This is a genomic window from Bacteroidales bacterium, from assembly GCA_035353855.1.
Taxonomy (GTDB): domain Bacteria; phylum Bacteroidota; class Bacteroidia; order Bacteroidales; family CG2-30-32-10; genus DAOQAK01.
Window position 1 is genome coordinate 14,002 of record DAOQAK010000013.1, and the last position, 19,586, is coordinate 33,587.

Below are 19,586 nucleotides of genomic sequence, written 5' to 3' on the forward strand. Positions count from 1 at the left end.
TTGTTTTTATTTTTCTTTTTTACATCAAACAAAGTAAATGCTCAAAATTATATGAAGCTATGTGAATCAGGTATATCTAATGAAAATACCGGTAACCTTGATGAAGCAATAGCAAAATACTCAAGCGCTATAACTTTAAAACCTGCAACCTGGAATGCATACAGCTATCGCGCAAAAGTATATTACCGCAAAGGAAAATATGATAATGCAATAGTTGATATTTCAAAAGCCATAGAGCTTTCACCAAAAAAACTTTTTTTATATCATGTAAGAGCCAACTGTTACCTGGCAAAAAAAGAATATGTAAAAGCAATTGCCGATTACAACATGGTATTACTAAAACCTAAAAACAGCGACCCTCAGTTGTTTAAAATTTATTTATACCGTGGTGAAGCATATTATAAAAATAAACAATACCAGGAAGCAATTAATGATTTTACCCAATCATTAAAAACCGCAGCTAAGCAAAATGTTACTCTAACAACCGCTTATAATTACAGGGCTTTATGTTATTATGAAATGGGCAGATATGTTGAAGCTATTTCTGATTTTGATGTTTTATTGAATAACGATGCACAAAATACAATTGCTATTTTCTACCAGGGCCTTTGTTATTATAAAACAGGCGAAACGGCAAAAGCCAAAGAAAATGCGTTGAAAATTATTGAACTCGACCCATCGAAAGAAGTTTATTTTTCAGGCGATAAAATGCTTGATATTTATGATTTGGAAATGAGAAGAAAAATGGTAAAGCAGTCAATTGATGATGCAAAAAAAGCAATGAACGATTATAAGTCGAGTACTTCAAAAACAGTTGCTGCAATCAAACTGGCTGAAGCTTTTGCAAAACTTGATAAAGCGTGGTTCTATTCTTCAAAAATTGAAAAAGAAGATAAAGATTTAAATGATACCATACTCAGCCGCATTTCAGTTGTGTATTCCCTGATGAAAGAAAAACCTGAACTATCTGAATTAGCAAGAAAATATATGGTTCAGGCAAATACGGCAACAGAAAATAAAAACTATAATGATGCTTTAAAATTATTCAATAAAGCAATATCTATTGCACCTTATTATCCTCTGGCATATTATAACCGTTCTTTGGTGAAAGAGCTTTTAGAAAAATATGATGATGCAATTATCGATATGAAAAAATATATTGAATTGTATCCCGATGCTTCAAACATCAGAAGTGCCCAGGATAAAATATATGAATGGGAAGGAAATGTTAAGAATAATAAGAAGTACGTTTTCTCATCAGCTGATGGAAATATTTTTGCAGTTAGTAATACTGAAGCCACTATGAATAGTTCTGCTATAGATATTGAAAATGTTGTTGGAAATAAAATAGAAACAGAAAATAAAGCAACACAAGGGTTTTTCATAGGTTATGGATTTAGCACACCAAGAAAAAATTATGGCCTTGTTCCCGGTGTTGCCTTATCTTCAATTGCAATGCAGGACACATCGTCATGGAAGTCCGCAATATTCGATAATGGTAAATTAGGTGCTTCATCAGGTTGGTATGTTGAAGCAGGTATAGGTCTTGATATGGAACAAAAAGCAAAAGTCAGGTTTCACTATAATCCTTTTGTTTTTAGTCTTTCAAAAAATAAATTGGATTGGAGTTCACGGAAAGATTCACTCTTTAAGTCAGGAACCGATTCTTCAAAATCTTATTTTAAAATTGAATTAGCGCAGCGTTACGGAATAAGTTATGCTCCCATTCCAAAACTTGTTTTTGCGTTTTATTACCGAATTGGCATGACACTTCCTGTTACCAATTATAAAATAAGTTATCAAAGCGAACCCACTTCAGAATATTTTAAACTGACAAGCGAAAACAAAGCTGCATTTATCCCTTTTTCGCATTCGCTTGGATTTTCCGTATCCTACTCGTTCTTCACATTTTCTTACGAATCGTATTTTCTGAAAGAACGCTATATGTTTACGGCAAAATATCACGGAGCCTTACCAACTGATACGGAACAGGAAGTTACATTTAACGGGAAAGTCCCTATGCGAACTAACAGGATTGGTCTTTCAATTCATTTTTAGTGAAAAACTAAAAAACTTTCAAAATCTTGTAAATAAGATTCAATTTTCAAAATCTAATTTGGATTTGTATTAATGTTGTTTAATTTTGAAAAAAAATTGTATGAGAACATTAAAAATTTTATTAATATTTGCTTTAGTTATCGGGTTATTTAGTTTCAATTATGCAAATGATAAGGGCAAATGTAAAAAGAAAAGAAAGTTAACTATTACCGGACAAGTTATAAAATACACAAAATGTAAAAGCGAATACGATTCGGGTTACACACCTGTAATTACGCCTGATAGTTTATCATGCATAGATTATGCTTATGATGAATCGAATAAAAAACTTTCAATTAAGCATATCAATGCAGGATTTAATTGTTGTCCCGATAGTTTGTATTGTAATGTATCTGCAAGTAAAGATACTATTATTATTCAGGAGTTTCAAAAGAAAAATGGCTGCAAGTGCAATTGCTTATACGATCTGGATATTGTATTAAACGGAGTTCAGGCAGAAAAATATATCATTAAATTTGTTGAGCCATTTGCTAATGACCAGGAAAAACTAATGTTTAAGTTAGATTTGACCAAAGAAAATCAAGGTTTATTTACAGCGATAAGGAAAAAATATCCATGGGGTAGAAGTGCAAATCAATAAGAAGTTTTAATACCTTCTCAATTCCTTTATTCTTTCATCAGAAATATAATCATCGTAGTTCATTAGTTTGTCAATATTTCCTTTGGGTGTGAATTCAATGACCCGGTTACAAACAGTTTGAATGAATTCATGATCGTGCGATGACATAAGCAAATTCCCTTTAAATTTCATAAGCGTATTATTGAATGCCTGTATAGATTCAAGGTCCAGATGATTGGTTGGTGTATCGAGAATCATCACATTGGCGTTGCGTGTCATCATGCGGGCAATCATGCAGCGGACTTTTTCTCCACCCGAAAGCACATTGGCTTTCTTGTATACTTCTTCTCCGGAAAAAAGCATTTTCCCCAGATAACCTCTAAGATATATTTCGGTTGTATCTTCTGAAAACTGGCTGAGCCAGTCAATCAGCGTTATTTCTTTTTGAAACCAGTTTTCATATTCCAAAGGCAGATAAGCTTTCGTAATGGTCTGGCCCCATTCATAACTGCCACTATCCGGTTCCATATGTCCTTTTATGATTTCAAAGAAAGTGGTGATAGCGCGTGTATCTTTTGAAAGGAAAATAATCTTATCATCTTTCTGCATCATAAAGCTTAAGTTTTTAAACATTACTTTTCCTTCGATACTTTTTGAAAGATTTTTTACTTCAAGAATGTTATTGCCGGGCTCACGTCCCGGAGTGAAAACGATGCCGGGATATTTTCTGGTAGAGGGTTGAATCTCCTCATAATTCAATTTCTCGATCATTTTTTTGCGACTCGTCGTTTGCTTCGATTTCGATGCGTTGGCGCTGAATCGTGCAATGAATGCTTTCAGCTCTTTTATTTTTTCGTCGGTCTTTTTATTTAGCGTTTGCTGCTGCCTTAATGCAAGCTGACTTGATTCATACCAGAAACTATAATTCCCCGAGAACATTTTTATTTTATTGAAATCAATATCCACAATATGGGTGCATATTGAATCCAGGAAGTGCCTGTCGTGCGAAACCACCAATACCGTGTTCTCAAAATTTGCAAGATAATTTTCAAGCCAGTTAACGGTATCTAGATCTAAATCATTAGTAGGTTCATCAAGTAACAGGTTATCCGGTTTTCCAAACAACGCTTGTGCTAAAAGAACTTTAACTTTTTCTTTACCGTTAAGCTCCTTCATTAACTTCTGATGATCTTCTTGTTTAATGCCCAGTTCATTTAAAAGGCTGGCAGCGTTGCTTTCGGCGTTCCAACCATCCATTCTGGCAAATTGTTCTTCCAGCTCGGCAACTCTTAATCCATCAGCATCTGAAAAATCAGGCTTGGCATAAAGCATATCTTTTTCAGAAGAAATTTTTAATAATTCATGATGACCCATAAGCACTGTTTCAAGAACAGTGTGTTCCTCGAATTCAAAGTGGTTTTGTTTAAGCACCGATAATCGTTCTCCTTTTCCAAACGACACATTCCCTTTAGTACTGGGAACTTCGCCATGAAGCATTTTCATAAAAGTTGTTTTGCCGGCACCATTTGCTCCAATAATGCCATAACAATTCCCGGCAGTGAATTTCATGTTTACATCCTGAAATAAAATGCGTTTTCCAAATTGAATACTGAGGTCTGATACTGTAATCATTAATTTTTTATTAGGTAATATTAAAAGTATGAAGTGCTCATTAAAAGCCTGCAAAGGTATGTAAATATTGGGAATGCCGCACTATAACAGCAATATATATTTTGGGAAAGCTTGCTATAGTGAGTTAATCTGTTAGTTTATATGCTGTGTATTTTAAATTTTTGAGTGAATAATAAAACGGAAATATTTTTTATATACTTTTCTTCTTGATAAGAAAAGTAACAAAAGAATCAAGGCGAATCGTTCGCCGCGGCGAACTCCTTTGCTCTCTGCAAAATTGCTGAATTCTATACAAAGTGAGTGAACTTCTTTGTAAGAATTCTACGCAATTTTTCATTCACAACCAACCCAATCCTCGCCGATTCGCCGGGCTTACACACTTTTTATTATACAGGAACTGTTTAGTAAACAATATTTATAAAATACCAATGATAGAAAAACCTCAAAAGTCTGTGCTGGTTTGTTTGTTGTGTCTTTTGAGGTTTGAGCGATTGGTATTACTGTGAGTTGATTTAGTTTTTATAGGCATCAGGAGGCGAGCTCGAACAGAGTTTGTGGAGTAGTTATTATAAAGAATTATGTAGTATTTCAATTTCCAATTTTTCATTTGGTAATTTATTATTGGATGTTGGATATTGGTTATTTTTTATTTAATTAAACTAAGTACCCCATTAATAAAAGTCAGCGGATGTGGCGGGCAGCCGGGCACAAGCAAATCAGGTTTTATATTGTCAAGGAATTTACGATTTACAGCTTTGCTTTCAGAAAAAATTCCTCCGCTTACAGCGCAGGCTCCGGCAAGAATTAATATTTTTGGTTGAGGTATGGCTTCAAATGTGATTCGTAAAGCATCAATACTATTTTCAACGATAGGTCCTGTTACAACAACTCCATCGCAATGCCTTGGCGATGCAAGAAATTCAATGCCGTAACGTCCCATATCAAAATTCACATTTCCGGCAGCGTTCAGTTCCAATTCGCAACCGTTGCAACTTCCGGCAGAGACCAATCGCAGCTTTAATGATTTTCCAAAACATCTTTTAATTTCTTTGCGTATTTTATTTTCGTCAAGTTTTATTTCGTTGTTCAACTTTTCTCTGACAATTAGTAAATCAGCATCGTTCGATGATATTTTATATTCGGGAGAAAATTTTATTTTTTTTGAAGGACAAATATTTTCACATTCGCTGCAGAATACACATTTGCCTAAATTCAGCGAAACAGGATAAATATTAATAGCACCAACCGGACAAATATCTTTGCATGAAGAACATTTCTGTATACAATCATTTCCTTCAATAACAGGTTTTCCGGCATGTTGCAACGGAAGCGTTACTTTTGTCGGGTCAGGAATAAATTGCTTTCCCTGGTGTTTTATTATTTTTAAAATGTTCGACATTTAATTAAATTTAAATTAGACGCTGATACACGCTGATTAGACGGATAATTATGTACATTGTAAACCAGCATAAACCTGCGTTAATCCGCGTCCAAAATATTTACAAATCGTAACCACAATAAGACAAATCAAAACTTTTATTACAAACAGGAAAATCAGAAATATCATTTTTCCTCACAGCCAAAGCCAATGCAAACCAATTATGCATCGAAGGGTCTTTGATCTTATAATGCTTCAGGTTTCCTTTTTCATCGGTAATTGCGCAATGACAATGTTCGCCACGCCAACCTTCAGTTAGTGCAATTGCAAATGAATTCGGTTCAAGTTGAATTTCATTTTTTCTCGAAGCTTCTTCGCTTTCACACATATCCAGAAGTGTTCCGATGTATTTCAATGATTGTGTAACTTCAAGTCTTCTCAACATCGCTCTTGCCTGAACATCCCCACTGTCAAGGCATACAGGTTTGTGTTGAATATTTTTAAATGCTTCATACGGATGTGAACTTCTTATATCCCTTGTCATTCCACATGTTCGCGCAGCCATTCCGACAGTCTGTATCAATTTTGCCTGTTCATTGGTTACAATTCCTGTTCCTTCAAAACGTGCGAGAACACCGGGATTGTTGAACATATAATCGACCATTTCATCGAAACGCAATTCAAATTTTTCAAGATTGGTAATGATGAGTTCTTTTATATTTGAGTCTATTGGAAACGGATTTGCACCAACACGAATCAGTCTTCTGGCAAAACGGTTTCCGCACCAATTCAAAAAAGTATTGATAAGCGTAGTTCGTAATCCCTGGAATACGGCGCTTCCTTCCTGGTAAGCAACATCAGTGCATAATGCGCTGAGGTCGCCGGTGTGAATTGCAGCGCGTTCCAGTTCGATTGCAATCGTTCTTAAAGCAGAAGTGTTATTTGAAACAGTAATATTTCCAAGCGATTCCATTAGCATAGAAAAAGCTGTAGTGTTTGCAGCAACACTATCGCCGGCTATGCTTTCAGCAAGGATGGTTCTTTCTAAAAGATTTTTCTTTTGAAGAAATAATTGTTCAACTCCGCGATGCTGATAACCAAGATGAATTTCAAGATGCAAAACTTTTTCACCATTGCAGATAAAACGAAAATGCCCGGGCTCAATAATCCCGGCATGTATAGGACCAACTCCTACTTCATGCAATTCATCACTTTCAATTTTGTAAAATGGATAATTTTCAAAACAGTTTGAAATATCGAAACGGTCGAAAGGATAACGGACAGGCTTATTCCAAGGATGTCCTGTAAATTCAATTCCGAAATTCTCCGTTATTTCTCGTTCAAAAATATGCATCCCGAAATATTCACGGGTAATGGAATCCAAAGATTTTTTTTCGGTTAAATCATATTCGAATGAAGAAACATAAATCTCGGAAGTTTTGTCATTCCCAATACAGCAAAGCAAATGCAAGAGCCTTTCATTTTTCTTATAGCCATAATAATTAAGGCAATGACAAGAATTATCTTCAAGTAATTGTAAAATATGTTTTCTGAAAAGCGGGTATTCCAAAACAGGAATATTCCTGATTGCCGCCGACTGTCCGTTTTTCAGAATGATGTGTTCCATTTTTATTTGATCAAATATTGAATAGCTTCGTTAATCATATTTTTTAATGCTTCAGGCGGATTCAGCCCAATATATAACCCGAGTACCAACAAAAAATATTGAGGAATGTTTTCCCAGAAACTTATTTTTGTCTTACTTTCTTTGACTGTTTGCGGTTCCTTCAAAAATAATATATGAAAAATATTTTTTCCGAAAGCCCACAAAATGAAAACAAGTAATAACAGAATAATGATGAGCAGCCAAAGATAGCCATTTGCTATCAATGATTGAAAAATCATCAGCTTAGTAAAAAATATTCCCGATGGCGGAATGCCCATTATGACAAGGAAAAGGAACAACATCAACACACCACCTGATGGACTTATACCAAAATATCCACCGGTACCTTCGATGTGTTTTGTTTTAAAAATTCTAACAAATTGTGATGTCTGATAAAACAATCCTGCTTTGGTAAATGAGTGTATGATGAGGTGTAAAATTACTGCAAAATAAGCCATGCCACCAACACCGATTCCTATTGCTATCAGACCCATGTGCTCAATACTTGAGTATGCGATCAACCGTTTATAATTATCAACTTTCAACATATAAACAGTTGCAACCAATAATGAAAGCACACCAATGATGAGCATTACATGACTCATCCAATTGTATAATGATGTATGTACAAAAAGTTGATAGAAACGAAAAACCGAAACAAAACCAACATTCATCAGCGATGTGGAGATGATTGCGCTTACCGGGCCAGGTGCAACGCTTAGCGCATCAATACAAACGGTATGCAAAGGAAAAACTTCCATTTTTACGCTGAACCCAATCACAATTAATAAAAAGGAAACCTGGAATAAAAACTGATTGGTAATTAAAATTTGTTCCGACATTAAAGAAGAAAAGGTTAAAGAAGAAAACCCGGAAAGGTTTGTGGCTGCATTTAATAAAAGTATACCGATAAAAGATAATGAAAGACCGATTGTTGAAACGAAAAAATATTTCCATGTTGCTTCAAGAGTTGCTTCATTGCGGTCGTGGTATATCAGCATGGAGATGCAGAGTGTGGTTGCTTCGGCAAGTATCCACAATAAGTTGATGTTGTCTGAAAGAAATGCCCCGGTCATACAGGCGAAGAGCATGAACAACGATGCAAAGAAAATTCCACGCCTGAAAAAATTATCGTGATGATTATTTAAATAAACGAAACCATTGATAATTGTGGTGATTCCGGTAATCGATAAAACTGAAACGAAAATAATTGAAAGGGCATCGGCATGGAAATATGTTTCAAGAAATAAATCTTTTCGGATAATCAATAAATAATTGAAGGTAAGCTGAACCAGGCAAAACATAGTAGTAGCAATATATTGCGCTGTTTTCTTCCGGACGAAAAAAACGAAAGCAGTAATACAAAAGACAGCTATAAAATATATAATCAGTTCCATTGAAAAATAGTAATAATTATTAGGAATAGGGTATAAAGAATAGGGTATAAGGAATGCAGAGTCGCTTTCCTTATACCTTTATACCCTATACTTGTATACTTCTTCATAAAAAATATTTTTAAATCATTTGCACCTTAACTCAATCAGCCAACTTATTCAACTGGTCAATATCAAGGTCTTTATATGTTTTCGCAATCTTACTCATGAACAATCCGAATAAAAGGATGCTGATCAAAATATCAAGTAATATTCCCGCATTTACAGCCATGGGTGTTTCGTTGCCCATCGAAAATGAAAGAAGCACAATCCCGTTTTCTAAAATAATATACCCGATGATATGCTGAATTATTTCTTTTCGTGAAACGATCAGGAACAAACCTGTCATGATGCCCGAGAATGCTGCGGTTATATAAATAAGTTTTAATTGTTGGTTTTGCAGATACATTCCGAGAATAAAACTCAACAGGATTAAAATAGAAACCGTAAGTAATGATGAAAAGCCCGACATAAAAGGCGAAACCTGTCGTTTAATATTATTCTTGACGACCATTTTTTTAATATAAGTGGGAAGAATAATGGCTTTGAATACAAGTGTTTCTGTAAGAACAACCAATAGATTGATGATATTAATTTCACTCAACGAAAGAAATGCGATAACAAAAAGAATCAGTCCTTGTACAATCAGTAAATTAATGCAAACGAATAAACGCCCTGATATGGCAATATAAAACAGGGAAATCAAAAATATGATGATTAATAAATTACTCATTTCAATTAATATTGATTTGTTAATAGCATTAAAAGACTAAGAAAAATTAAAATTGAAATTGGTGTAAGCAATACGATTGCTTTATTGTTATTTCTTAATTTATATCGTGCCCGGAACGATTCGGCGATACCAACAATGATGGCAAATAAAACTTGTATACCAATAAAAATAAGTATTCCGTTATAAACAGGAAGATTTGGAGTAAAGAAGAAATTACTGATAAGCGTTCCGAAAATTACAAACTTAAGTGAAGATGCAAAATTAATCAGGGCAAGGTCAAAGCCACTGTTATCAAGCACCATCACTTCGTGTATCATGGTAAGTTCAAGATGCGTTTTTGGGTCGTCATAAGGAACGCGACTATTCTCAACCATGATGATCTGGAATAAATTATATGCTGCCAGAACGCCTGCAAATATTGCTATATATGAGCCGAAATAAATCGAATTGTAAATTTCATAAAATGAAGTATGTCCTGTGAACATCGCAAATGAAGCAAACAAAATAAAAAATGCAGGCTCAACAAGCATGGAATATAATGCTTCGCGACTTGCGCCCATTCCTTCAAATGCGCTGCCCGTATCGAGTGCAGCAATTATCATGAAAAATTTTCCGAGTGCAAGAATATAACTGAATGCAATGAAATCGCCCTGGAACGATAATATTCCCGGTTCGTTATTGAAGGGTAAAAGAAATGCTGCTGATAAAATTGTTGAGAAATAAATTACCGGAGCAATTTTAAAAATGAATGATGATGTGGTGCTATAAACAATTCCCTTTTTCAGTAAACGTAAAATATCGAGCATAGGTTGAAACAAACCGGGACCTTTTCTTCCGCTTGCAATACTTTTAGTGCGGGTGATGATGCCCGGAAACACAAGGCATGTAAGAAGAATCATGATGATGCCTGTTGCTCTCATATCACATTAAAAATGGTTAATAGAATCAATGCAATCAATAAAACAAACATGTACAAAATATAATGTTGTGTCTTTCCTGTTTGAACAAATGCCAGTTTATTTAAAAATCTTTTTATCGATCCCGAGATTTTCACAAACATTTTTTCTTCCGCCAGGCTTTCCGAATGTGTTTCGTAGTTTCGTTCTTCGGGGAAAATATCTTCATCCTCTATTTTTTTATAATGTGTTTTCAGGTTGAGTAAATTATCCATATCATGCGAATAATTTTCCGCATACGATGAAGCGGTATATTGTAACTTATCAGCATTTCCGGTATATCCGCAACCCCAGGTTGGCGACTGCTCAATAATTTTATTTCGCGTGAAATATTTTTTCAAAAGATAAATCAATAAAGTAATTCCAAAAAATATCAAAACAAAATAACTGATGGAAGAAATTGTGGTCATTGTATTTTCAGGAATGGCAATGGTTTTATGAGTGAACATTCCTGCTAAATCAAAAAATAATTTGCTTATAAGTTTTGGAAATACTCCAATTGTAACTATTAAAATTAAAATAAGATATTGCGGAAACAGCGTGTACCATTTCATCTCAGTAACCGATTCGGTTTTAATATTTCGGGGCGTTCCAAGAAAAACTATTCCAAAAGCTTTGGTAAAACAGAATATGGCAAGTCCGCCAATCACTACGAGTGAAAGCATTGCAAACATAATCAGTATTTTTATTCCCACGGTTGATGAAATCATACTTGCAGCAAATCCGTTATAGATCATAAATTCAGAAACAAAACCATTGAATGGCGGAAGTCCGCAAATAGCAATGGATGCGAAAAGAAATAAAATAGCAGTATGAGGTAATTTTTTTATCAGTCCGCCAAGGTTATCAATTATTCGTGTGTGTGTATTCAGGTAGACGGAACCTGTTGTATAAAATAGAAGTGACTTGAATAACGAATGATTCAGCACATGAAGGATTCCACCGCCAAATCCTAATATTGAAAGAAGGTCGTTGTTAGTTGCAACTCCGATCAATCCTGTTCCAATACCAATTCCGATTATTCCGATATTTTCAATACTGTGATAAGCTAATAATTTTTTCAGATCATGCTGGATGATTGCTGTGCCAACGCCTGCAATTCCTGATATTGAGGAGATAACCAAAATGATGATTCCAATTGCCAGCAGATCGGATTGAACATGAAAGAGCACACGAAGTATCCCATATATTCCCATTTTTATCATCACTCCCGACATGATGCCTGAAACATGCGTGGGCGCTGCTGGATGCGCATGAGGAAGCCAGGTATGAAAAGGAACAAAACCCGCTTTTATCCCGAAGCCGATAAAAAATAAAAGAAATAATGGAATGTTTTTGTGGTTATAAAAATAAGATGTTAATCCGTCCCATGTTATATTTCCTGTTTCGTTATAAACCAGGATACATGCGATAATCAGGAGCAAAGCACCAATGTGCATTTGTACTAAATAATTTATTCCGGCTTTAATAACTTCAGGTTTTTCGTATTCAAAAATTACCAGGGCAAACGATGCAACCGACATAATTTCCCATGCAACCAAAAATGCAACCATGTTGTGAAACATACATACAAGCAGCATGGAATATAGCAACCAGAAGAATGAAAAATAATGAAATGAAAAATCAGTGAATTTTTTTTCTTTATACATCCGCATGTATTCTATTGAGAAAACTGCTCCTGTGAGTACTGTGAAATTTACAACCAGTATGAAAAAAGCTGATAATAAATCAATCGTAAATTTTATTTCACTTCCCCAGAAATACATTTGCGTATTTTCAACAATGCCTGAACCTCTTGATATTACTAGTAAAGCAAAGCGTGAACTAATTGCAGCAGTGATTAAAGTTAAAAGTATATTATAGGCTGGCTGGAACTTTTTAGGTAGCAGGAAAAATAAAAAAGAGAATATTGGAAGTAAAACAAAAGCAGTTAACATCCTTCTAATAAAATTCTAAATCTTTTGCAAAGATTATAGTTTATTAAAGATTAGGATGAAAAAACATTTCCTAAATGTTAACAGTTAATGGTTAATATCCTTTTAAAGTAGCGTAGTATAGATGTTTAAGCATTTTTTACTTTTACGAAGAACCAAATACAAAATCTAAATTCCAGAAATGATTTTATATGGACTTGAGACTTTGATTTTTGAATTTGTAACTTTAAACTTGTATGAATTATCTTGATATAATATTTGCAGTACCCTTGTTATGGGGAATTATACGCGGTTTCAGGAAAGGACTTGTGATTGAAATTGCATCGCTGATTGCAATTATTGCCGGTGTTTATGGAGCAATACATTTTTCGTATTTCATTTCTGAAAAATTGAACCTTACATCAGAATACGCTGCATTGATTTCTTTTGCAATAACATTTGTATTGATAGTTGTAATTATTTTTCTGTTCGCTAAACTCCTTGAAAAATCAATGAATTTGTTGGCTCTTGGATTTTTTAATAAACTTGCCGGTGCACTTTTCAGCATGCTTAAATTTGCATTTATATTAAGTGTTCTATTGTTGATAATTGATAAAGCAAGTCCCGGAAAGCCTTTGATATCGGAAGAAACAAGAAAAGAATCAAAATTATATCATCCTATTTCTGTTATTGCCCCTTATGTAATACCAATTGTAAATTTAAAATAGTCCAAAGGATATTTTAAATTTTACAATGGTTATGCCGATGACATAGATGTTATAGTACAATTTATTGGACTATTACATATATACAATCGGTATAATTCCGAAATTGGATTTTAAAGAAATACAAAAAAAATTTGAAACATCGCCTGTTAAAAAAGACAGTTTGGCTTCAGAGAATTAATAATTAAAAACAATACATAGTTTTTATAATAGTTTCATACATTGTTCGCGTTTAGAGACGCGCACGAACAAAGTATCAATTAATTTGATGCATTTAATTTAACATAAATCCAATCCTTTTCCTCGGGATCGTCTGTCTGAATTTTATACCAGAATTTGTCTTTGGTCAATTTTATTATTTTCCATCGTTCAATTATTCCAGTTTTAATATTTGATATTTGAATAAAATTTTTATCATGCGAAAACTCCCACCAACCTTTATAATTAAAGGAAGTGTCTAGAGAGTGTGCTTCAAATAAACCCTCGTTATAAAATCCAAAAATATAATATGGGTAACTCTTAAGAATTGATGAGTCTTTAAGTGTAACGTCCTGAACGACCCATACGCTAGTCAATCTATTAGATTTTGATTTGAAGCTAATCGAAGGTCCTTCCTCATATTTTTTACATGAAACTGTGATTAAAATCAAGAATATGATAATTAAGTTTTTCATAACGGTTTAATATTTATACAAACATACAAAAAAGGAATTATTAGTGTCTCAGGACTTATTATTAATTTGAAATAATTGTCTTATCAAATGTCAATATAATTTAGATTTCTTTTCCATTTGGCGGTAACTTATGTGCTGCTGCATCAAAGAAATATCAATGAGTTGCAGTTATTTATTTTTATCTTTAATATTTTATTATTATAACCAAATGTAAATATCTTTTTAATATTTATAAAATAAAAAACGCCACAATATTCCTGCAGCGCATTTTTTTATTAACCCTATATTTCCCTTATACCCTTATACCCTTATACCTTATTCCCTATACCTTTTCAGCTTTTTATCAGCTAAGGCAAATTCCCGGCATATCAGGCTCAAAGATGAATGGATAATTTTTTTCTTCGTTATCGTATTTTATTTTTATGGTATATTCTTCTCCAGCCTTGAAAATATTACGAATCAATGACCTTCCGTAACGGTCGGAACCTTTCTTGAAAATCAATTCATCTTTGGAATTGTAAACAAAAACTTTTGCATCAACAACAGGGAGCGATTCCAGGTTATCATAAACCACCAGTTGTAAATTGCTGTCAATTCCAAATAAAACAACATTGAAATTTTTTTGTTTTTGCCCGTCTTTAATATATTTCAGGGGTATGATATCAAGCAATACATTTGCTCCTGAATAAAAATTCTGAAATTCATCTTCGTTTTCGAGGGAAAGTTTTCCAAACCATGCCTGGGTGTTATCTTTTTCTACAAAACGAATGAACGAAGAAATATCGCCGTGATTGAAATTCGTATCATAATCCATTAAAGCAATAACATCTTTAGCCTCGTTATCGAGCATGTAATTGATAAGAATTTGCGATGTCTCGTATTCCTTGAAAACATTAAGGCTGATGTGATAATCGTTAGCATCAAAGTACGGGATATTGATAATGCTTTTTTTAGCGGTATTCGGAAAAATCTGTTGATTGACAAGATTGAATTTATCACCGTGTGTTAAAAGTGTAACTGAAATTTCGCGAACATGAAGTTGTTTACGGGGCTGGCTTTTCAATTTTGCATTGTTGAGGTCGACAATAAGAATATTTCCATACCCGATAATTTCAATGGTCATATCGGGACCAAGGATCACAGCAGTTCTTTCACTGATGCCGATACCATATTTGCTGTTGGTAAGCACAACGGCATCTGATAATCTTCCCAATCGTCCGCGGGTTTCAAAGTGTGTATCGAAAATAATATTGTCAACTAAGCCCAGGCCGTTAATTATTAAAAGTTTGTTACCGTCATCATCTTCGTCTTTGTTTACAACTCGGTTTAACAGTGCATCTTCACTGCGTCCTCCGGCAATTGAATTTTTCGAAAGTATATTTGTTCCTGCGCTGGTACCTGCAATTATTCCACCATTTTGATAGATGCCTTCAATGGCAAGTAATAGCGGTGATTCAATTTTATTCTTTTTTAATGCATCAATATATTTTCGTTGATCGCCGCCTACAAAAAATACAATATTGTAATCAATGATTTTTTCGGCTATTTCTTTATGATAGGCATTATCTTTCCATGTTTCTTCGTTTACCAGGATGGTATCAATATCGTCGGCAACAGCAAGTGGAACCGACCAGATATTTTTCTTTTCAATGCCGAGTTCAACAAAATATTCTTCATAATTTTTCATTGTACTACCCACATGTGAACTGGCAGAAGGAATGATTGCAATACGCGAATTTTGTTTTCCCCCGGCAAGTTCAAACATCCGGTTGTAAATGATGGCAGTATCTTCACCGCCGCCGATAAGTAAAAGATATCCTTTTGACATAATAGAATAATTTTATTTTTTCAATATATAATTCAGAATGCCCAACTAGTGTTAAGTTAATTTTGAAATGGCAGTCATCCTGAGTAAATCGAAGGATGAACCGCTTACAGAATGTTTACATTTCGATAAACTTGATATAACATTCTGTGAAATAATTAGACTTAACTTAACACTATATTTAAAATTTGCGACACAGTTAAAATTAATAAAATATAATTGAATATTGATTATTGAATGATTAAAATTTAATCTAATATTGCTTTTACTCCCGGTAATACTTTTCCTTCAACATATTCAAGCATAGCGCCACCACCGGTAGAAACATAGCTGATCTGGTCAGCAAGATTGTAAGTATTAATAGCTGCAACCGAATCGCCGCCACCAACTAATGAGAACGAACCGCTGATGGTTGCTCCAGCAACGGCAATGGCAATAGCTTTAGTTCCCTGCTGGAAATTAGGTAATTCAAAAACTCCCATTGGGCCGTTCCACAAAATGGTGTTGGAGTTGTTAATGATTTCGGCATAACGCCTGCATGTTTTTTTACCTATATCAAGTCCCATCCATTTTTCATCAATATCATCAGCAGGACAGGTTTTAAAATTGGCATCGTTGGAAAAAGTGTCGGCAACAACTACGTCAGTGGGCAGGTAGAGGTTTACACCTTTCAGCATCATTTCCTGAACCATATCTTTTGCTAAACTTATTTTGTCTTCTTCGTAAAGGGAATTGCCAATGTTCCCACCCAATGCTTTAATAAAAGTAAATGCCATCCCTCCGCCAATAATAAGGTTATCAGCTTTGTTGATCAGGTTTTCGATAATTCCGATTTTGTTTGAAACCTTTGCTCCGCCAATGATTGCTGTGAATGGTGGTTTGGCATCATTCAAAATTTTATCGAGGTTGAGTAATTCGTTTGCTAATAATAATCCGAAAAATTTATTTTCAGGAAAATATTTTGGCAACACGCTTACTGACATATGTGCACGATGCGATGTGGCGAAAGCATCATTTACATAAGCATCGCCAAGTGATGCAATTTGTTTTGCAAATTCCCCGTCGGTACCATTTTCTTCTTCAGGATAGAAGCGGATATTTTCGAGCAATATCACTTCGCCGGGTTGAAGCTTGGCGCAATAGTCTATGGTTTTCTGACTAAACAGGTCGCGGGTAAAAATAATATTTTTCCCAAGCAATTTTGTGAGAACAGGAACTAATGGTGTAAGAGAATAGTCGTTTTCAAATCCACCTTTAGGACGTCCTAAATGCGAGATCAAAATTACAGATGCTCCGTCGTTTAATATTTTTTTAATGGTTGGTAGCGATTCGCGTATACGGGTATCATCGGTTACCTGCCTGTTGTGATTTAATGGAACATTAAAATCAACCCGGATTAAAACTTTTTTTCCTTTAAAATTACAGTCCTGTATAGTTTTCATAAATTATTTTGTGGGGTTTTGTATTAAATAATATATGTTTAGTTAAAATTTAACAATACAAAACTAAGCATTTGATTTAAATTTTTACGTTTCATTTTATTAAAACTTTTATTTTTCCAATATTTCATTATTTTTGCTTTGAATATCAACGTATATACTCATGGCAAAGTTCCCTGACTTCATACCTTCAAAGCTACCAAGCATAGGTACATCCATTTTTGCTGTAATGTCAAATCTTGCCAATGAACATAAGGCAATAAACCTTTCACAGGGTTTTCCTGATTTCGATTGCAGCGAGAAACTAAAAAGTTTAGTTAACCAGTACATAAAAAAAGGATATAATCAATATGCTCCTATGCAGGGCATCATGCCTTTGCGCGAAATGATCGCTGAAAAAACAGAGTTTTGTTATTCGGCAACTTATAATCCTGACACCGAAATCAATGTTGTTGCCGGCGCTACTGAAGCAATATTTTCAACTATCTCTGCATTTGTGCGCGAAGGTGATGAGGTAATTATTTTTGAACCGGCTTACGATAGTTATGTTCCTGCAATTTTGCTTAATGGCGGAACTCCTATTTATGGAAAATTATCAGCTCCCGATTTCCGCATCAACTGGGACGAAACACAAAAAATGGTGAATCAGCGTACACGAATGATCATTATCAATTCACCACACAATCCCACAGGAAGCACACTGAGCGCGGAAGATATGAAGCGTCTGGAAAAAATCACAAAGAATACAAACATTATTATTCTCAGCGACGAAGTTTACGAGCATATTATTTTTGATAAGAAAGAACATCAGAGTGTTTGCCGTTATCCTAAACTTGCAGAAAGAAGTTTGGTAGTTTGTTCGTTCGGAAAAACATTTCACACTACTGGTTGGAAAATGGGATACTGCCTGGCTCCTGAAAACCTGATGACCGAATTTCGCAAAGCGCATCAGTTTGTAGTGTTTGCAGTGAACACGCCTATACAATATGCTGTTGCCGATTTTCTGAAAGACAAAGAAAATTATATTCATCTTCATGAATTTTATCAGAGGAAAAGAGATTATTTCAATAATGCTTTGAAGTCGTCGCGGTTTAAGATCACACCTTCTGCCGGAACATATTTCCAGTTGCTCGATTACAGCGCTATTTCTGATGAAAAGGAAGAAGTATTTGCAATCCGCCTGACGAAAGAATACAAGATAGCTTCAATTCCTGTTTCGGTATTCTATCATAAGAAAAATGAAAATAAGGTTTTGCGTTTCTGCTTTGCAAAAGGCGAAGAAACCATGGATAAAGCTGCGGAGATATTATGCAAGATTTAAATGTTGCGATAGTTCAAACCGACCTGGTTTGGGAAAATGCCGATGCTAACCTTGAGCAAATCGGTAAGAAATTAGATGAAATAAAAAATCCTGTTGACCTTATTGTTCTTCCAGAAATGTTTAATACGGCTTTCTCGATGAAACCTTTGGTATGTGCCGAAATGCCTGAAGGCAGATCATTTCAGTGGATGAAAGAAAAAGCGAAAGAAAAAAATTGTGTGCTTACAGGAAGCATGCTCATTAATGATGGCGGAAAATTTTTCAATCGTCTATTTTGGATGATGCCTAATGGGACATACCAATGCTATGATAAAAAACATTTATTTCGTTTTTCGGGTGAAAATAATGTGTTTTCTGCAGGCAGAAAAAAAATTACTCCTTCATTGAATGGCTGGAATATACGACCACTGATATGTTATGATTTGCGTTTTCCTATTTGGAGTATGAATACTTTTTCAAATGGGAAATTTGAATACGATTGTATAGTGTATGTTGCCAACTGGGCTGAATCGAGAAAACATCCGTGGATATCATTGTTGATTGCACGTGCTATCGAAAACCAGGTTTATGTTATTGCAGTTAATCGTGTTGGTATTGATGGAAAAGGAACTACATTTTCAGGCGACTCAATGATCATCGATCCTAAAGGAAATATCATAAAACAAATCCCTTCACATAAAGAAACCATTGAAATTGCTACACTTTTATATTCTGAATTGCAATCCTGCCGCGAACATTTCACGGTTGCATTGGATTGGGACAGGTTTAAGGTGGAAGATATGTAATGAGTATCTTGTTGTCTAAATAAATAATCAAAAATAACCTAAAAGGTAAAATAATATTTGCATATTTACTTTTTAGGTGTATATTTGCAAAACATTTCACTGCTTTGGATGTCATTATAAATGATAAAGAATTAGAAAAACTATACACTTCTGGTAATTCAAAAAAATTAAAATTACCGGAACAAGTAATTGAAAAGTTTTTTTCTACAATACAAAAAATTGAAGCATCAATTGCTATTTATGATTTGTGGGCTGATAAAGGATTAAGATTTGAAAAACTTCGTGGCTTTGAAAACCGATACTCTATGAGGCTTTCTAGTAAATATAGACTTGAAATGGAAGTGGAATGGAAAGATGATAAACAAACAATAGGAAGATTCTACCTGCTTACAATATCAAATCACTACAGTGTGTAAAAATCGAAACAAC

Annotated in this window: 16 protein-coding genes; 6 read left to right on the forward strand and 10 right to left on the reverse strand. The window is 34.4% G+C overall.

Translation table 11 applies throughout. The features are described 5' to 3' along the window. The first annotated feature begins 51 nt into the window (after positions 1-51). Both PKK00_04715 and PKK00_04720 read left to right on the forward strand, forming a co-directional pair. The gene (locus PKK00_04715) at positions 52-2,058 is read left to right on the forward strand and encodes a tetratricopeptide repeat protein (protein HNW97698.1); all 2,007 of its coding nucleotides are present in this window, start codon (positions 52-54) and stop codon (positions 2,056-2,058) included. Positions 2,059-2,158: 100 nt separating this feature from the next. Next, the gene (locus tag PKK00_04720; protein ID HNW97699.1) at positions 2,159-2,698 is read left to right on the forward strand and encodes a hypothetical protein; all 540 of its coding nucleotides are present in this window, start codon (positions 2,159-2,161) and stop codon (positions 2,696-2,698) included. A gap of 6 nt (positions 2,699-2,704) precedes the next feature. Here PKK00_04720 and PKK00_04725 read toward each other — a convergent pair whose 3' ends face one another. The 7 genes from PKK00_04725 to PKK00_04755 form a co-directional block, all read right to left on the reverse strand. Further along, positions 2,705-4,309, reverse strand: coding sequence for an ABC-F family ATP-binding cassette domain-containing protein (locus PKK00_04725; protein ID HNW97700.1), 1,605 nt, complete (start codon positions 4,307-4,309; stop codon positions 2,705-2,707). Between the two features lie 646 nt (positions 4,310-4,955). Next, complete coding sequence (locus tag PKK00_04730; protein ID HNW97701.1) at positions 4,956-5,708, reverse strand: NADH:ubiquinone oxidoreductase; 753 nt, start codon at positions 5,706-5,708, stop codon at positions 4,956-4,958. 100 nt (positions 5,709-5,808) lie between these two features. Continuing rightward, positions 5,809-7,314, reverse strand: a complete 1,506-nt coding sequence (locus PKK00_04735; GenBank protein HNW97702.1) for an NADH-quinone oxidoreductase subunit C — start codon at positions 7,312-7,314, stop codon at positions 5,809-5,811. 2 nt (positions 7,315-7,316) lie between these two features. Further along, positions 7,317-8,750, reverse strand: a complete 1,434-nt coding sequence (locus tag PKK00_04740; protein ID HNW97703.1) for a proton-conducting transporter membrane subunit — start codon at positions 8,748-8,750, stop codon at positions 7,317-7,319. 139 nt (positions 8,751-8,889) lie between these two features. Further along, positions 8,890-9,519, reverse strand: coding sequence for a hypothetical protein (locus PKK00_04745; GenBank protein HNW97704.1), 630 nt, complete (start codon positions 9,517-9,519; stop codon positions 8,890-8,892). 5 nt (positions 9,520-9,524) lie between these two features. Further along, positions 9,525-10,418: an NADH-quinone oxidoreductase subunit H gene (locus tag PKK00_04750; GenBank protein ID HNW97705.1), complete on the reverse strand. Its 894-nt coding sequence runs from the start codon at positions 10,416-10,418 to the stop codon at positions 9,525-9,527. A 17-nt stretch (positions 10,419-10,435) separates the two neighbouring features. Next, positions 10,436-12,412 carry a proton-conducting transporter membrane subunit gene (locus PKK00_04755; GenBank protein HNW97706.1) on the reverse strand — a complete coding sequence of 659 codons (1,977 nt, stop codon included), beginning with the start codon at positions 12,410-12,412 and terminating at the stop codon, positions 10,436-10,438. A gap of 233 nt (positions 12,413-12,645) precedes the next feature. Between PKK00_04755 and PKK00_04760 the strand changes: the two genes are divergently transcribed. Beyond that, entirely contained in the window at positions 12,646-13,116 is a 471-nt protein-coding gene (locus PKK00_04760) for a CvpA family protein (GenBank protein HNW97707.1), read from the forward strand. A 257-nt stretch (positions 13,117-13,373) separates the two neighbouring features. Here PKK00_04760 and PKK00_04765 read toward each other — a convergent pair whose 3' ends face one another. The 3 genes from PKK00_04765 to PKK00_04775 form a co-directional block, all read right to left on the reverse strand. Continuing rightward, complete coding sequence (locus PKK00_04765) at positions 13,374-13,688, reverse strand: hypothetical protein (protein HNW97708.1); 315 nt, start codon at positions 13,686-13,688, stop codon at positions 13,374-13,376. 442 nt (positions 13,689-14,130) lie between these two features. Beyond that, the gene (locus tag PKK00_04770) at positions 14,131-15,615 is read right to left on the reverse strand and encodes a cyanophycinase (GenBank protein HNW97709.1); all 1,485 of its coding nucleotides are present in this window, start codon (positions 15,613-15,615) and stop codon (positions 14,131-14,133) included. 245 nt (positions 15,616-15,860) lie between these two features. Beyond that, a complete protein-coding gene (locus PKK00_04775; protein ID HNW97710.1) occupies positions 15,861-17,054 on the reverse strand; it encodes a phosphoglycerate kinase in 1,194 nt (397 codons plus the stop codon). Positions 17,055-17,214: 160 nt separating this feature from the next. Between PKK00_04775 and PKK00_04780 the strand changes: the two genes are divergently transcribed. The 3 genes from PKK00_04780 to PKK00_04790 all read left to right on the forward strand — a co-directional run bounded on the left by PKK00_04780 (position 17,215) and on the right by PKK00_04790 (position 19,573). Continuing rightward, positions 17,215-18,372: a methionine aminotransferase gene (locus PKK00_04780; protein ID HNW97711.1), complete on the forward strand. Its 1,158-nt coding sequence runs from the start codon at positions 17,215-17,217 to the stop codon at positions 18,370-18,372. Beyond that, positions 18,360-19,157 (forward strand): nitrilase-related carbon-nitrogen hydrolase, encoded by a 798-nt coding sequence (locus PKK00_04785; protein HNW97712.1) that lies wholly within the window; start codon positions 18,360-18,362, stop codon positions 19,155-19,157. The genes PKK00_04780 and PKK00_04785 overlap by 13 nt, the downstream gene beginning before the upstream one ends. A 104-nt stretch (positions 19,158-19,261) precedes the next feature. Next, positions 19,262-19,573 (forward strand): type II toxin-antitoxin system RelE/ParE family toxin, encoded by a 312-nt coding sequence (locus PKK00_04790; GenBank protein ID HNW97713.1) that lies wholly within the window; start codon positions 19,262-19,264, stop codon positions 19,571-19,573. The last annotated feature ends 13 nt before the right edge of the window (positions 19,574-19,586 follow it).

Coding starts and splice junctions, on each gene's coding strand:
- PKK00_04715 (HNW97698.1), top strand. CDS start 52: ATGAAGCTATGTGAATCAGGTATATCTAATGAAAATACCGGTAACCTT.
- PKK00_04720 (HNW97699.1), top strand. CDS start 2,159: ATGAGAACATTAAAAATTTTATTAATATTTGCTTTAGTTATCGGGTTA.
- PKK00_04725 (HNW97700.1), bottom strand. CDS start 4,309: ATGATTACAGTATCAGACCTCAGTATTCAATTTGGAAAACGCATTTTA.
- PKK00_04730 (HNW97701.1), bottom strand. CDS start 5,708: ATGTCGAACATTTTAAAAATAATAAAACACCAGGGAAAGCAATTTATT.
- PKK00_04735 (HNW97702.1), bottom strand. CDS start 7,314: ATGGAACACATCATTCTGAAAAACGGACAGTCGGCGGCAATCAGGAAT.
- PKK00_04740 (HNW97703.1), bottom strand. CDS start 8,750: ATGGAACTGATTATATATTTTATAGCTGTCTTTTGTATTACTGCTTTC.
- PKK00_04745 (HNW97704.1), bottom strand. CDS start 9,519: ATGAGTAATTTATTAATCATCATATTTTTGATTTCCCTGTTTTATATT.
- PKK00_04750 (HNW97705.1), bottom strand. CDS start 10,418: ATGATTCTTCTTACATGCCTTGTGTTTCCGGGCATCATCACCCGCACT.
- PKK00_04755 (HNW97706.1), bottom strand. CDS start 12,412: ATGTTAACTGCTTTTGTTTTACTTCCAATATTCTCTTTTTTATTTTTC.
- PKK00_04760 (HNW97707.1), top strand. CDS start 12,646: ATGAATTATCTTGATATAATATTTGCAGTACCCTTGTTATGGGGAATT.
- PKK00_04770 (HNW97709.1), bottom strand. CDS start 15,615: ATGTCAAAAGGATATCTTTTACTTATCGGCGGCGGTGAAGATACTGCC.
- PKK00_04775 (HNW97710.1), bottom strand. CDS start 17,054: ATGAAAACTATACAGGACTGTAATTTTAAAGGAAAAAAAGTTTTAATC.
- PKK00_04780 (HNW97711.1), top strand. CDS start 17,215: ATGGCAAAGTTCCCTGACTTCATACCTTCAAAGCTACCAAGCATAGGT.
- PKK00_04785 (HNW97712.1), top strand. CDS start 18,360: ATGCAAGATTTAAATGTTGCGATAGTTCAAACCGACCTGGTTTGGGAA.